We start from the raw sequence: 15,387 nt of genomic DNA, 5'->3' as shown, positions 1-15,387 counted from the left end.
ATCGTCAGCTCCTACCAAGACGGTAAAACAGAACCATCAAATTTTTTCTCGATAAATTCTTTTACTTCTTTAGATTGATAAGCTTTCTTTAATTTATTTACAACAGCATCATCTTTATTTTCAGTACGAACAACGACCCAGTTTACATATGGTGAATCTTTTCCTTCACGGAAGATAGAATCTTTCGCAGGGCTTAATTTTGCACCTAATGCAAAGTTTGTATTAATGGCAGCTGCTTTTACTTCACTTAGTTGTGTTGGTAATTGAGATGCCTCTAATTCAACGATCTTTAAATTTTTTGGATTTTCAATTACATCTTTTGCAGTCGCTTTTTCTGTCGCTTTTGGATCAACTTTTAAAACACCTGCTTTTTCAAATAGTTTTAAAGCTCGAAGTTCATTCGTTGGATCATTCGGTACAGCAATTGCATCGCCCTCTTTTAATTCTTTTACATCCTTTAAGCTTTTTGAATATACGCCCATAGGGAATGTTACTGTTGAAAATACTTCAGTTAATTTCATATTACGTTCAGCTTTAAATACGTCTAAATATGATTTCGTTTGATAGCTATTTACATCAAGGCTTTTTTCATCGAGGGATACGTTCGGTGCTACATAATCATTAAATACTTTTATATCAATTTCGAGACCGTCTTTCGCTGCTACTTCTTTTACCTTTTCAAAAATTTGTTCATGTGGCCCTCCTGTTACACCGACAGTAATCTTTTTCTCATCTAACGCTTTTACTTCTTTATCTGAACTCCCGCTACATGCGCTTAATAATAATACAGCCCCACTTACAATGCTTAATAATACTTTCTTCATCTATAATTCCCCCTTAAATATACGTTCCAAAATAAAAAGCACCTCTCAAAAATAAGAGAGGTGCCGAATAGACAAAATAGATTCCTCTCTTATCTTCCAAAACGAGAACTCGTTTTGCAGGAATTAGCACCTTAGCTTATACGTTATAAGCTCGGTTGCCGGGCATCATCGGGCCAGTCCCTCCGCCACTCTTGATAAGAGTATGTGTATGTAGTTTTTTTAATATGGTACTAATAGTAAATCTTACAAAAAGAATTGTCAACGTTATTTTCTGAATATATTTTATTTTAAGGTAATCGAAACGTTCCCCTTTTTATGCCCTTTTTCTACATATATATGAGCTTCAGCAATTTCTTCTAATCGGTAAGTTCTATCAATAACAGGCTTTAAATTTTCTGTTTCAGTTAGTTTTTTTAGTAGAAACATATCTTCTTTACTTACCTTTGCCATCATTCCATTAACAGATACATATATTCCATTAGGTGTTAATACTTGTTTACAAAGGGATTTTTTATATTTTCCAACTGCATCAAATATAACATCATAGTATTCCCCCTGCTTAGTAAAATCTTCTTTCGTATAATCGATTACTTTGTCAGCCCCTAAAGATTGCACGAGTTCAAAATTTGAATGACTACAAACAGCTGTAACGGTTGCGCCGAAATATTTAGCAAGTTGTACGGCAGCTGTTCCTACTGATCCAGATGCGCCATATATGAGTACTTGTTGCCCCCTTTTTATACGGGCCTTTCTTAGGAAGTGTAGTGCCGAAGTTGCGCCAAAGGGAATAACTGCTGCTTCCTCATACGTTACATTGGTAGGTTTTAATGCTACTAATCCACTTTCATGTACACATGTATATTCTGCATAACCACCGACATTAAGCTCTGTTAATGCAAAAATTTGATCTCCTTTTTTAAATTGAGTTACATCTGTTCCTATTTCTTCGATTTCGCCGGATAACTCTACACCGAGTATAGGCTTTCTCGGTTTTCTAAAACCTAATATGATTCGCATAGGAATCCAAAATAAGAGAGGGCTATTAAACCCACGTATTCTACAATCTCCAGTCGTTACACTCGTTGCGTGGATCTTAACTAATACTTCGTTCTTTTTAGGTATAGGTTTCTCTATATTTTGAAGCTGAAGAACGTTAGGTGGTCCATACTGTGTGCAAATGATCGCCTTCATAATGACCTCCTGAAATGAGTTGTCGTTATTTACATCATATTTAAACTCTTCATTAAACATGTCGCTATATAGCGAATATAGATTGAAATTTATATAGATTTCATAGGAAAAGAGATGATATTATTTTGGGAAAGGGGGGCGGAATTATGAAAAAAATTATTTTTATTTCAAGTTTAGTGCTTGCAATCAGTCTAGGGGTAGGATGTAGTAATGAGAAAACAGCAAAGACGGATGAGCCGAAAAAAGAATCCGTTCAAAAAGAAAAGGAATTAACGGCGAAAGATGTTTTCAAGAAAACGAATGAAGCTTTTAAAAATGAAGAACATGTAACGATGACATATGGTGTAGGGGTAAAAGCTGAGGGAACAGAGATGGATATATTAAAGGCTAAGATGCAATTAGAGCCAAAGACAAAGAATTCTCGTTCTGAAATGAATATTTCCGGTACAGATGTTGTAGTGTATACTGTGGATGGTAAAGTTGCTGGTGAGGTAAAAAACCCTAATACAGGAGAAGTTATAACCGTACCAGAGGAGCAATTAAACGCTGGTGGAATGAAAGCGACTCAAGATATTATAGATAAATTAGAAGTACCGGAAGTAGTTTTAGATAAAATGAAGCTGGAGAAAAGCGGAGATAAATATAAACTGAAATTTACATTAAAAGGGCAAGAAACAGAAAGTATGTTAACTAGCATGGATGAAACGCAGAAGAAAATGTTACAAGCACAAAACGCGAAGATAGAAGAAGTGGATGCAGAATATATCATTACAAAAGATTTTAAATATGAATCAGCAAAGATAGACATGATTATGAGTAGTAATGGCAAGGATAAAGCACACATTATTACGAACGCAAAATATACGTCGTATGAAAAGTTTGACCCAATACAATTGCCAGCAGCAAAGTAACAGTTTTGATAAGGAGGGACCTAAAATAAGGTCCCTCTTTTTTGTATTCTTTCTTCATAGGAAAATAGGTACAATATAAAGAGGAAAAGATGTAGAAGAGGAGAGTGTCATTTGAAAAAAGGAAAGATAGCGGTGGTCATTGTAGCATATACAGTGTTGCTTGCAACGTCTGTACATACATATAAAAAACAACTCGATCATCCTATTATGAGTGATGTAGGTAAATTGCTTCCGACAAAAATAAAACGTGTTGAAAGTGCTACTGATGAGCAATCGTTAATAAAATTAGTGCAAGATGCAAATGTTTCTGGAGAGAAAATTTCTATTGCTGGTATGCAACATAGCCAAGGCGGACAGACATACTATCCACATGGTACGATGCTTGATATGAAAGGGTATAATAAAATATTAGAATTTGATCCAGAGAAGAAGCGCATTACAGTTCAAAGCGGCGTCACGTGGAATGATATTCAGAAGAAAGTAAATCCATATGGTCTTGCTGTTCAGGTGATGCAATCGCAAAATATTTTTACGGTTGGTGGTTCATTAAGTGTAAATGTACATGGTCGTGATATTCGTCATGAGGCATTGATTGATACAGTCGAATCATTTCGATTACTAATGGCAGATGGCACTGTACGTAATGTAAGTAGAGAAGAGAATGCGGATTTATTTCCTTACGTCATTGGCGGTTATGGGTTATTTGGTGTCATTTTAGATGTGACTTTAAAGTTAACAAATGATGAATTATATGAAACGCATACGAAAATGCTAGATTATAAAGAATACACGTCTTATTTCAAAGAAAAAGTGAAAAAAGATGCTAATGTTCGTATGCACTTAGCTCGTATTTCTGTTGCTCCAAATTCATTCTTAAGAGAAATGTATGTGACAGATTATACATTGGCACAAAATCAAAATATGAGGGAAGAGTATAGTGAATTAAAAGAAGAAACTATTATAGCAGCGCCGAAATTTTTACTTGGATTATCACGCTATAGTGATTGGGGAAAGAATACGTTTTGGGATATACAAAGAAGTTATTTCGAACGTACAGATGGAAAGTATGAGACGCGAAATAATGTTATGAGGTCAGATAGTGCCTTTATGGAATATGAAAATCCGAATAGGACAGAGGTGTTACAAGAATATTTTGTGCCTATAGATTCTTTTACGGAATACATAGATGATTTACGTAACGTATTAAATGAAGAAGAGTTTAATTTGCTTAATATTACGATTCGTTACGTGGAAAAGAATGAAAATGCAGTTTTATCCTATGCGAAAGATGATATGTTTGCACTGGTTCTTTTAATTAATCAAGGGCGTTCTGAAAATGAGATAAAGAAAACAGAGGATGTTATTCAGAAGATGATTGATGTTACGTTAAAGCATAACGGTAGTTATTATTTACCGTATTATTCTTATCCAACGAAAGAGCAGTTAAAGAGAGCATATCCTCGTATAGAAGAGTTTCTTCAGAAGAAAAAAGAAGCGGATCTAAAAGAGAGATTTGTGAATTTATTTTATAGGGAGTATACGAAATGACATATAGAAGATTTGTAGCTTCACAAAGCATCATTATGATGGCTGGAAGTATGGTATTTCCTTTTTACATTCTATTGCTTCGGAATGTTGGAAATAGCTTCTCACAGTTTGGCTGGGCATATGGCTTATTTGCCTTAACTTCAGCTCTAGTATATCCGTTAGTTGGAAGAATCTCTGATAGAGTAGGTGATAGAAAGTTATTAATTATATACGCCTGGTCCATGGCGATATTAATGCTTTGTTTTCCTATTGCAACAGAAGTATGGCATGTATACATTCTTCAAATTTTAATGGGTATTTTAGGGGCTGTGCAGCGTAATACGGAGAAGACGTCGTTAGCACGAAAAGTTGTACAAGAAAATGCTGGTTATGAGATTGGAAAATATCATGTGTGGACATCGATTGGAGGAGCAGTAGCAATTATTGCAACAGGATATTTAGTAGATTTCTTTACGATCGGCACGATTTTTTATATTGCATCTATCTTATATGTAGTGAGCGGAGTTGTATTAAGTAGTAAAAAAATATAACAATTCCCATTTTTACCTGAATAACCTTTATTTGTTATACTAAAGGGGAAGACAAAAGAAAAGGGGACATTGCCTTTGATGAAATTTTTAATTTTAGCTATTCTCACTTTGTTTTTGATTCCATGGACAAGAAGAAGCGGTAGTAAACTTCGAGCAGTGGATAAGAAAGGGGATGAGAAGGTTGTAAAGGGTAAGAAATCATCTATTTTAGTTATTCCAGTTTTATTTTGGATAGGTATTGCAATCTATGAATATTTTTGGCTAATTGATGATCGAGCAGATTCAATTCTTACTCATTATTCTGTTGCAGTAGCGATTTTAATTGGGCTTGTTTTATTTTCCCAAGATCAAATAGGTAAATTAGAAGGCACGTTAAAAGGACTTCTAATGCTTGTTTTACTTGCAAGTTACGGCTACTTTGGTTATTTGCACGATATAGTAATCTCGCAAAAGAAATATGATTCTGTTGTAAAGGTAGAGAAAGATATTTCAGAGCCATTTACTGAAAATGATCAGCCATTTACAGTGCCGCCAAAGACAGCGGAGAATAAGATGAAAAAAGTATTTGGGGATATTCCGAAAGTAGCTTATTTTGAGCTAGGAGAATTAACGCCACAAATGGTAAATGGCGAGGCTTTATATGTAGCACCGATTGAAGTTTCAGGATTTTTTAAAGCACGTAAAGCTGAGACAATTCCAGGGTACGTCACGATGTCAGGTACGAATCCTGATGCAGAAGCAAAGCTACACCTTGGTTATAAAATGAAATACGTGCCAAGCATGTTTTTCGGAAATCATTTAGAGCGTGTGGTAAGGCAAGCAGAACCAAATTTAATCTTTAAAGGAAAACCGAAATTTGAAGTGGATGATAAAGGGAAACCGTATTATACAATGACGTACGGTGAATTTATTTCAGGAAGATCTGGATTTGAGGTAGAGGGCGTTGTAGTAGTAGATGCACAAACAGGCGAAGTGAAAAGATACGATAAAGGAAAGGCACCTAAATTTGTTGATGGTGTATTAAATCACGAGACTGCATCTACGTTAAATACGTACTTCGGTAAATATATTCACGGATTTTGGAATACAAAGTTCTCGCAAACTGATATGAAGATTCCGACTGAGTGGGGAACGAAAGAAGGAGTTACACCGATTTTCGGTAAGGATGGAACACTATATTACTTTACTGATTTTACTTCTCCGAAAGAAGGAGTAGATTCTGCGTTAGGTTACTCACTCATTGATGCACGTACAGGTAAGTTGTATTACTATAACGGAAAAGAAGTAAAGGGAATTATGGATGGTTCAGCTGCTTCGGAAGTCGTGGATAATTCCTTTAAGAGAGAGAAATGGCATGGGACAATGCCGGTTATTTATAACGTGTACGGTAAACCTTCTTGGATTGTACCTGTTATTGATGATGGAGGGTTAGTACGTGCCCATACGGTTATCTATGCTTCTAATGCGAAAATATTTGCAACAGGTTCGACGCAAAAAGAAGCGCTTGAGAATTATAAAAATGCGCTGAGCGGAAGTGGAGATTCATTTAGACCAACTTCAAGTGGTAAAGAGGCACAAAAAGAAGGCGTTGTACAACGTGTATATAAAGAAAAATCAGGTGAAAATACAATTGTTTATGTACTGTTGGAGAACGAACAAAAAGTGTTTATGATACCTGCGAAAAAGTTCCCATATGCTATGTTTACAGAAGTGGGAGATCCAATTCAAATCACATATTTAGATACAGGAGAGGCGATGTCTTCCGTATCTAAATTTACAAATAGTAATTTGAACAAGTAAAGCGATAGAGATTCTATCGCTTTTTTTACAAAATTAAACAGGAAAATACGCTATACTTGACGTATGTGTATGTTGTAACTATAATTGTTACGATTTAGTATGTATAGGAAAGGGTGAACGGAAAAAGTGAATGAAGTTAATCAGGAAATATATAAGCCTGTAAAGATGAACAGGTTATGGATGATTCTTGTATTAGGAACACTTACGGCGATTGGGCCATTATCTATTGATATGTATTTGCCTTCATTACCGAAATTAACGGATGACTTGCAAACAGGTGCATCCCTAGCCCAGCTTACATTAACAGCTTGTTTGCTTGGGCTTTCAGTAGGACAATTATTTGTTGGCTCAATTAGTGATATTTACGGAAGACGCAAACCTCTTATTATTGCTCTCATTATTTATGTTGCTTCTTCTTTACTTTGTGCTGTTGCGCCATCTATTTGGACTTTAGTGTTATTACGCTTCCTACAAGGAGCTTCAGGATCAGCCGGGATTGTTATATCACGTGCAATGGTACGTGACATGTATTCAGGTTCTGAAATGACGAAGTTCTTCTCACTGCTTATGTTAGTAAACGGAGCAGCACCTATTTTGGCACCGATTATTGGGGGACAATTATTACAGTTTACAACGTGGCGCGGTGTCTTTATCGTTCTCGGAGCAATAAGTGTATTTATGTTAATATCAGCTACTTTCGTATTACGTGAAACATTACCTCCTGAAGAAAGAGAAACAGGCGGTTTGTCAGGGACGTTAGCGACATACGGAAAACTGTTAAAGGACCGTTTGTTTATGGGATATGCATTGTCACAAGGATTAGTAACGGCGGCAATGTTTGCATACATTTCGGGCTCACCATTTGTGTTGCAGAACATATACGGAGCATCACCACAGCAATTTAGTTTATTCTTTGCAATCAACGGTATCGGTATTATTATTGCTAGTCAGGTTACGGGTCGTTTAGCGGGGAAAGTGAATGAGAAGACATTATTTGTCTCTGGTATCATTATTGCAGCTGTTGGTGGTTTATCTTTATTACTGACAATCTTACTAGGGATAGGGTTAATTGGTGTTTTATGCTCGTTATTCCTTGTCGTATCAAGTGTTGGGGTTGTCTCAACAACTGGGTTTTCATTAGCGATGAGAAATCAAAAACAAGCTGCAGGAACAGCATCAGCTTTATTAGGCTTATTACAGTTCATTTCAGGAGCGCTTGTTGCACCGCTAGTAGGTATTGGTGGAAGTAATACCGCATTACCGATGGGTGTTGTAATAGCTCTTTGTGAAATTGGTGCGGTACTATGCTATTTATTTATGGCTAGAAGAAGTGAAAAGCAGTTTGAACTGCAAGCAAGACAAAATTTAGAGGCTTAACAAAAAAGAACTGATTCAAAGGGAATATTTGAATCAGTTCTTTTTTTTATTTCTTTCAAATACCTCATACATATTATTCATGATCGTATCATATAAAACAGCAAGTTTATCCCACACCCAGCGATTACTATCAACTTCTTTTTCCCCGCAGTCGATAATATCGGTATGGTCGGTAATTTTATACGCTTTTTTAACGACAATAGGAGCAATTTTCGGTATACGTGGGATTTCTTTTAAGATATCTGCGAAGTTTCCAATGTAGACATGACCGATGATTTCGATTGTTAATGATTTATCTGATATATTTAGCAATGTATGAAATTGATTTGTATGTTGTTGTTTTAAATATTGGGCTAACTTAAATGGAGCATGCTTCTTTTTTAATACGCGGCGAAGGCTCTCTGTATTTTCGATATGAAGTGATTTTTCGCGAATAAGGACACGAATATCTTCTCCCATAAAAGGCATTGTATTGTACATAGATGATTCTCCTTAAAAACTTACATATGTTTGCGTTATGCATATGTAAGTCTAGCATGGTTTGTTCTTTATGTGTGCTTACAGTTTTGTAAGGTGCTGTAGTAAAGCAGTGCAAAAGTTATTTGTATAAAGTGACGATACTGTGACAAACATGTTGGTATATATATTACGATGTCGTCTTAAGTGTAAAAAGTAGGATGTTCTCGGTATAATAACAAGTAGAGATAAAAGAAACTATAATGAGTAGTAGCTGTAGATAAAAGGAGAAGAAGAGATGAAGAAGGCTTTGGGTATTGCTGTAATGGGAAGTATGATCCTTCTAGCAGGATGTAATGGAAATAAGGATACGAAAGAACCGAAAGAAAAGGTAGAGCAATCTACAGAACAAACAGAAGAAATGAAAGAATACCGTGCAGTACATGAAAAATACGATTTGAAAATGAATAAAGAAATTAATAACGCACTGCAGTTATTTGAAGTAGCAAAAGAAAAGGGCGGTAAGGAAATAACGACTGCTACATATAAAGAAGATGTGCAAAAGGTAACAACGAGCATGTTAGAAGATATTGATCATATACGAAAAGAAATTCGTGTTCCGAAGTCGAAAGAGCAAGAACATGAGGTATATGTCGGTTTCTTGAATGAATCGGAACAAGCAATGAAAAAATTACAGAAATTAGCTAAAGAAGAAGATTCATCGTTGATTCGTGATATAGAAATTAATTTTGCAACAGCATCGACATACTATAAACGTTTTCAAGCAGAAACGAAAAAATAACCTTGCCTGTGCAAGGTTATTTTTTCTTCTTACGATCGCCGTCTTCATCCTCGGATACTAATACCTTCTGTTCTTCGTGAAATTCGGAAATAGTTTGCCCGGTAATATTATCAAAGGGGGTGTAAAAAGAGGTAATGCTTTTCTTTTTAATGAAAAGTTTATAAAATCCAATGATAACAAGTATAACGATTGTTAATGGTAATCCTATAGTTGCTAGAAGTAAGGGATCCATCATATAACTCCTTTCATATCGTTTTTTTATTATAGGCGAAAAACTGTAATTTAGATAAATACACTATTAAAAACTGATTTTTCTAAATATATCCAATTTGATTGACTTTTCATTTTTTCAGAATTATAATTCGAAATATACAATTTGAACCAAATAATAATATAGCAATTTACTTATCCAGAGAGGTAGAGGGACTGGCCCTATGACACCTCAGCAGCGGGTTCTGTAATAGGAACACCGTGCTAATTCCAGCAAGCAAGTCTTGAAAGATAAGTGATGGGCCTTTGTTTATTAAGCCTTGATCTTATTTTTTAAGATCAAGGCTTTTTGTATTCTAAAAAAGAGAAAAGGGAGTAATGGAAAAAGTACGTTCATAAAACTAAGTAAATATATGTGTTTAGGGGGTTATTGAAGTGTATGTAATTAAAAAATTATCAGTTATGGTGTTCACGATATGGGTTATTACGACGGTGACATTTCTAATTATGCATATTATTCCGGGGGATCCATTTTCATCAGATGCAAAAATCTTTCCTGAAGAAGTGATCCAAAACATGAGAGCGAAGTATCACCTTGATGAACCGTTATGGAATCAATATGTTGCTTATTTAGACGGCGTAGTTCATTTTGATTTTGGTGAATCTGTTCAATCAACCGGGCAAGGTGTATCAGAAATTATAACAACTGGTTTTGGTCCATCAGCAATTATTGGTTTACAAGCACTTATTATTTCATTGCTAGTCGGAATTGCTGCAGGTACATTTGCTGCTCTCTATCATGGGAAGGTAATTGATTACGGTGTAAGTTTACTTGCCATCCTCGGTATTTCTATTCCGAGTTTTATTTTAGCACCACTATTTATACAAGTATTCGCTATTCAATTCGAGCTCTTACCAGTAGCCTCTTGGGGTACATTTGAACATACGGTATTGCCATCCTTTGCATTAGCGTTAGGACCAATCGCAGTGATTACAAGATTTGTTCGCTCTAATATGATTGAAGTTTTGCAGAGTGATTATATTAAGTTAGCGAGAGCGAAAGGTATACCGATTAAGAAGATTATTATAAGACATGCTCTTCGAAATGCAATTGTTCCGGTACTTACATTTGTTGGACCATTAATGGCGGGACTTTTAACAGGTACTTTCGTTATTGAAAAGATTTTTTCAATTCCTGGTCTCGGAAAATATTTTGTAGATAGTATTTTTAATCGAGATTATCCAGTGATTATGGGAACAACCATTTTTTATAGTGCACTTTTAATTGTATGTATTTTTATTACAGATATTATTCATCGTATTGTTGATCCACGTATTCGTTCTATTACGTAAGGAGGGAGATGTTTAGATGGGGGCTTATGAAATTAATGACCAGTTATTAACAAATGAAGAGAAAAAAGAATTAACAATAAATAAAGATCAGCAAAAGATTAGCCGAAAGAAAGAAGTGTTTCGTAAGTTTGTATCGAATCCAATCGCAGTTTTAGGATCAGTGACGTTATTACTCATTATTGTTTTTTCACTTGTTGGTGAAAGTTTAACGCCATTTACTGCGAGTGAACAAGTAAAAGAGGCAACAAACTTACCACCTAGTAGTGAGCATTGGTTCGGAACAGATGATTTGGGAAGAGATATATGGGCACGTACTTGGGCTGGCGGGAAAATTTCATTAACAGTTGGATTAGTGGCAGCTGCTCTTGATATAGGACTTGGTGTGCTAATTGGAGGATTTAGTGGATATGTGAGAGGGCGCAATCGCCTTGGGACATTAATTGATGAGTGGATTATACGAGGAATCGAAGTGTTATACGGTATCCCGTATTTATTAATTGTTATTTTACTATTAATTGTTATGAAACCAGGTCTTTTTACCATTATCATCGCCCTTGCATTAACAGGATGGATTGGTATGGCACGTCTCGTTAGGGCGCAAGTCTTATCTTTAAAACAAAGAGAGTTTGTTATTGCAGCGGAGCGATTAGGTACATCACATATGAAAATTATATACGGGCACTTAATTCCGAACTTAACAGGCATTATTATCGTAAATTTATCATTTACAATTCCAGCAGCTATTTTCTCAGAATCATTTTTAAGCTTTATCGGACTAGGAGTGCAATCACCGGCAGCAAGCTGGGGGACGATGACGAATGATGCACTTGGGACATTACTAAGCGGGGAATGGTGGCAGCTATTCTTCCCAGCAATCATGATTGCGCTCATTATGTTCGCATTTAATGCGATTGGTGATGGTTTACAAGATGCAATTGATCCAAAAATCGTAAAACAGAATCGAAAGGAGAAAAAACATGGGACAGCTCTTATCTTTAGAAAACGTAACGTTAGCCGTTGAAAAAGAGAATAGTAAACAAGCAATTGTGAAGCATGTTTCCTTTTCTGTTAGCGAAGGTGAAATAGTTGCACTTGTAGGAGAAAGTGGCTCAGGGAAAAGTGTTACAGCACAATCTATTATCGGCTTAAATCAAGAATCAATTCAAATTGATGATGGAAATATATCTTTCGAATCAAAGGCATTAACGAATCTACAAGAATCAGAATGGAATCAAATTCGTGGGAAAGATATTTCTTTTATCTTTCAAGATCCACTTTCATCTTTAAATCCGACGATGAAGGTGGGAAGGCAAATTACAGAGGTGATTTTGCAACACGAAAAGAAATCGAAAAAAGAAGCAAAAGAAATTGCGATTAACTTATTAAATGATTTAGGGATACATGAAGCAGAGAAACGCTTTGAACAGTACCCACATCAATTAAGCGGAGGTATGAGGCAACGTATTTGTTTAGCAATCGCATTTGCTTGCCACCCAAAACTCGTTATTGCGGATGAACCTACGACAGCATTAGATGTAACAATTCAAAAGCAAATTATGGAGTTATTAAAGGAAAGAAAGGAAAAGCAAAATACGAGTATTTTACTAATTACGCACGATTTAGCACTTGTACGTGAAGTAGCGGATCGAGTAGTTGTGATGTATGGAGGACGTGTTGTTGAAAAAGGAACGATAGAGGAAGTGATAGGTTCTCCTAAACATCCATACACAAAAAGCTTATTACAAGCAATTCCCAATATGGATGATTCCGAAAAAGTATTACGTGCAATAGAAGGGACGACACCTTCCATTGAGACGTTAAATAGCTTTGGTTGTCCTTTTGTAAATCGTTGTCCAGTAGCGATAAAAGAATGTATTCATCGTTTCCCAGAGAGAACAACATATTCCAAGGAGCATAGTTCACATTGCTGGCAACATGTTCTGGAGCATAATAAAGCGAAATCAAAAGAGAAGGTGAATGCCTCATGACGACAGATTTAATTACTGTAAAGCAAGTAACGAAAACGTATGGAAGTAAAAATAAAGAAATCGCAGCGTTAAAAGACATATCACTTACGATCTCGAAAGGCACAACGCTTGGCATTATTGGAGAAAGTGGTTCAGGAAAAACAACACTTGGTAAGCTCATAGCTGGGATTGAGAGCCCAACGTCTGGTGAAATTGATTATAACGGTCAAGTCGTTCAAAAGTTGAATGCAGCTCATAAACGTGATTTCTTACAGAAAGTACAGTTTATTTTTCAAGATTCCACAGCAGCATTAAATCCGCGCTGGAAAGTACGCGATAGCGTAACGGAAGGTTATATTTCATTCGGTTTAGGTGATAAAGGATTAAAGGATAAAGTAGCAGGTGATGCGCTAGAACGTGTGGGATTAGATAGACGATATATCGATCGCTATCCGCACGAATTTAGCGGAGGACAACGTCAACGAATTGCTATTGCAAGAGCTTTATTATGTGAGCCAGAAGTATTAATTCTTGATGAACCAATTTCAGCATTAGATGTTTCATTGCAAATTCAAATTGTACATCTGCTGCAAAAAATCCAAAAAGAACAAGGTTATACATATTTATTTATCGCGCATGATTTACCGATGGTTCACTATTTATGTGAAAAAGTAGCTGTCTTATACAAAGGAGAACTTGTTGAATTTGGAAATACGGACGAAGTATTCCGTAATCCACAACATTCTTATACAAAAACATTATTAGCATCAACACCAAAAATTTCAGGTTAAAGGAGAATGTAGGATGAAGAAGTTTTTACTGTTTGTCATTATGACTGTTTTAGCAATTACTTCTGTCGCTTGCGGTAAGAAAGAGACGCAAAAGGCGAGTGCTGGTAAGGGAGAAGGAGATCGATTAGTAACGAATATTGGTAGCGATCCATATACACTTGATTCCGCTATCGCGACAGATAGTACTTCAGGTTATGTAATTGGACATTTATTCTCAAGCTTATATACGCAAGATAGTGATGGGAAATATCAAAATGAATTAGCAGAGAAAGAAGAAGTAAATGCTGATGGAACTGAGTATACAATTCATTTAAAGAAAGATATTAAATGGTCAGATGGTTCTGCTATTACAGCAAATGATTTTGAATTTGCATGGAAGCGATTATTAAATCCGAAAACGGGTTCTATGAATGCGACAGAAATGTATTTTATTAAAGGGGCAGAGGCATACAATACTGGAAAAGGTGAAGAAGGACAAGTTGGCATTCAAGTCATTGATCCTCAAACATTAAAGGTAACACTTGAGCACCCAGTGTCTTCTATTAAACAAAAGTTAGCAAGCTCATTATTCATTCCATTATCTAAAAAATCAATTGATGATAATAATAAATTAAAAACAGATCCAAAAGAGTTAATTACGAACGGACCATTCACATTAAAAGAATGGAAGCATAATCAGGCTATTACAGTACAAAAAAATAAAGAATACTATGATAAAAAGGTAACATTAAAAGAAATTGAGTTTCGTATTATTCCAGATTCTAAAACAGCGTACCAATTATACAAATCAAAAGAATTAGATGTGCTAAGTGGTTTACCACAAGAGATGATTGAGAAAGAAAAAGGAAATAAAGAATACAAGCGTGTTGCAGGATTCTCATCTTATATTTATTCGTTTAACGTAGAAAAAGAGCCGTTCACAAATGCAAAGGTACGTAAAGCATTCTCGTTAGCAGTTGATCGTAAGTTTATTGTTGAAAAACTGTATAAAAACAATGCACAAGAAGCAAATGCATTCGTTCCAGAAGGAGCAAAAACACAAAGTGGGCGTGATTTCCGTAAAGAAAAAGGTGGTTACGTTAAATTTGATCCAGCAGAAGCGAAAAAATTATTAGAAGAAGGCATGAAAGAACAAGGCTGGTCTACATTACCTGAAGTAACATTAAAGTTCACTACAGATACACAACATAAAAAAGTAGCAGAAGCAATGCAAGAAATGTTTAAGAAAAATCTTGGCGTAGATATTAAATTAGAAAATAAAGAGTGGAAGAGTTACATCGACACATATAAGCAAAGTGATTTCCAATTAGCTTATATGGGATGGGGCGGTTCTCTATTAGACCCAATTACTAAATTAGATTTATATGCAGGTGATGGTCCAAACAATTATGCAAAATGGCATAATAAAGAATTTGATGCTTTAGTGAAGGAAGCAGAAGTTGAACAAAATGAAGATAAGCGTTTTGACTTATTGCATAAAGCGGAAGATATTATGTTTACAGATTCACCATTAATTCCAATTATATTCCCGTCGGATTCCTATTTACAAAAACAAACGGTATCTGGACTTCAATATTATGTTGGATCTAAACCAGATTTAAGATATGCAAAAATAAAGAAGTAGGCG

Annotated in this window: 15 protein-coding genes and 2 riboswitches; of the genes, 11 read left to right on the top strand and 4 right to left on the bottom strand. The window is 35.5% G+C overall.

Annotated elements, in window-relative coordinates:
* Positions 1-11: 11 nt before the first annotated feature.
* Positions 12-824, bottom strand: a complete 813-nt coding sequence (locus tag MR147_RS23725; RefSeq protein WP_074608898.1) for a MetQ/NlpA family ABC transporter substrate-binding protein — start codon at positions 822-824, stop codon at positions 12-14.
* A gap of 86 nt (positions 825-910) precedes the next feature.
* Positions 911-1,025: riboswitch (SAM riboswitch) on the bottom strand.
* Positions 1,026-1,106: 81 nt separating this feature from the next.
* A complete protein-coding gene (locus tag MR147_RS23720; protein ID WP_000643888.1) occupies positions 1,107-2,015 on the bottom strand; it encodes an NAD(P)-dependent alcohol dehydrogenase in 909 nt (302 codons plus the stop codon).
* Positions 2,016-2,161: 146 nt separating this feature from the next.
* On the opposite strand from MR147_RS23720, the gene MR147_RS23715 reads away from it, so the two are divergent.
* The 5 genes from MR147_RS23715 to MR147_RS23695 all read left to right on the top strand — a co-directional run bounded on the left by MR147_RS23715 (position 2,162) and on the right by MR147_RS23695 (position 8,181).
* A complete protein-coding gene (locus MR147_RS23715; protein ID WP_000720045.1) occupies positions 2,162-2,926 on the top strand; it encodes a DUF6612 family protein in 765 nt (254 codons plus the stop codon).
* Between the two features lie 111 nt (positions 2,927-3,037).
* A complete protein-coding gene (locus MR147_RS23710; RefSeq protein ID WP_139302827.1) occupies positions 3,038-4,474 on the top strand; it encodes an FAD-binding oxidoreductase in 1,437 nt (478 codons plus the stop codon).
* On the top strand, positions 4,471-5,004 hold the full coding sequence (locus tag MR147_RS23705) for an MFS transporter (RefSeq protein WP_000222369.1): 534 nt from the start codon (positions 4,471-4,473) through the stop codon (positions 5,002-5,004). The genes MR147_RS23710 and MR147_RS23705 overlap by 4 nt, the downstream gene beginning before the upstream one ends.
* A 78-nt stretch (positions 5,005-5,082) precedes the next feature.
* Positions 5,083-6,804, top strand: a complete 1,722-nt coding sequence (locus tag MR147_RS23700) for a DUF3981 domain-containing protein (RefSeq protein WP_074608897.1) — start codon at positions 5,083-5,085, stop codon at positions 6,802-6,804.
* Positions 6,805-6,969: 165 nt separating this feature from the next.
* A complete protein-coding gene (locus MR147_RS23695) occupies positions 6,970-8,181 on the top strand; it encodes a multidrug effflux MFS transporter (RefSeq protein WP_116777297.1) in 1,212 nt (403 codons plus the stop codon).
* Between the two features lie 33 nt (positions 8,182-8,214).
* Here the strand turns inward: MR147_RS23695 and MR147_RS23690 are convergent, their stop codons facing one another.
* Entirely contained in the window at positions 8,215-8,661 is a 447-nt protein-coding gene (locus MR147_RS23690; protein ID WP_074608895.1) for a hypothetical protein, read from the bottom strand.
* A gap of 274 nt (positions 8,662-8,935) precedes the next feature.
* Between MR147_RS23690 and MR147_RS23685 the strand changes: the two genes are divergently transcribed.
* Positions 8,936-9,439, top strand: a complete 504-nt coding sequence (locus tag MR147_RS23685) for a hypothetical protein (RefSeq protein WP_071728633.1) — start codon at positions 8,936-8,938, stop codon at positions 9,437-9,439.
* A gap of 16 nt (positions 9,440-9,455) precedes the next feature.
* Here MR147_RS23685 and MR147_RS23680 read toward each other — a convergent pair whose 3' ends face one another.
* A complete protein-coding gene (locus tag MR147_RS23680; protein ID WP_000371392.1) occupies positions 9,456-9,671 on the bottom strand; it encodes a DUF3951 domain-containing protein in 216 nt (71 codons plus the stop codon).
* A 170-nt stretch (positions 9,672-9,841) separates the two neighbouring features.
* A riboswitch (SAM riboswitch) is annotated at positions 9,842-9,947 on the top strand.
* A 137-nt stretch (positions 9,948-10,084) separates the two neighbouring features.
* Between MR147_RS23680 and MR147_RS23675 the strand changes: the two genes are divergently transcribed.
* Genes MR147_RS23675 through MR147_RS23655 form a run of 5 tightly spaced genes read left to right on the top strand, consistent with a single transcriptional unit; the run spans position 10,085 to position 15,384 of the window.
* Positions 10,085-11,002, top strand: coding sequence for an ABC transporter permease (locus tag MR147_RS23675; RefSeq protein ID WP_074608893.1), 918 nt, complete (start codon positions 10,085-10,087; stop codon positions 11,000-11,002).
* A 16-nt stretch (positions 11,003-11,018) separates the two neighbouring features.
* Positions 11,019-12,023, top strand: a complete 1,005-nt coding sequence (locus MR147_RS23670) for an ABC transporter permease (protein WP_000501524.1) — start codon at positions 11,019-11,021, stop codon at positions 12,021-12,023.
* Positions 11,980-12,990, top strand: a complete 1,011-nt coding sequence (locus MR147_RS23665; protein WP_000531256.1) for an ABC transporter ATP-binding protein — start codon at positions 11,980-11,982, stop codon at positions 12,988-12,990. Before MR147_RS23670 ends, MR147_RS23665 begins: the two co-directional genes overlap by 44 nt.
* Complete coding sequence (locus MR147_RS23660; RefSeq protein WP_074608892.1) at positions 12,987-13,760, top strand: ABC transporter ATP-binding protein; 774 nt, start codon at positions 12,987-12,989, stop codon at positions 13,758-13,760. The genes MR147_RS23665 and MR147_RS23660 overlap by 4 nt, the downstream gene beginning before the upstream one ends.
* Positions 13,761-13,773: 13 nt before the next feature.
* Positions 13,774-15,384, top strand: a complete 1,611-nt coding sequence (locus tag MR147_RS23655; protein WP_074608890.1) for a peptide ABC transporter substrate-binding protein — start codon at positions 13,774-13,776, stop codon at positions 15,382-15,384.
* Positions 15,385-15,387: the final 3 nt, after the last annotated feature.

The sequence above is a fragment of the Bacillus cereus group sp. BfR-BA-01350 genome (assembly GCF_022663775.1).
GTDB classification, from domain to species: domain Bacteria; phylum Bacillota; class Bacilli; order Bacillales; family Bacillaceae_G; genus Bacillus_A; species Bacillus_A paranthracis.
Note: the sequence above shows the minus strand (reverse complement) of the source record. Positions and strands in the feature narration are given on the sequence as shown.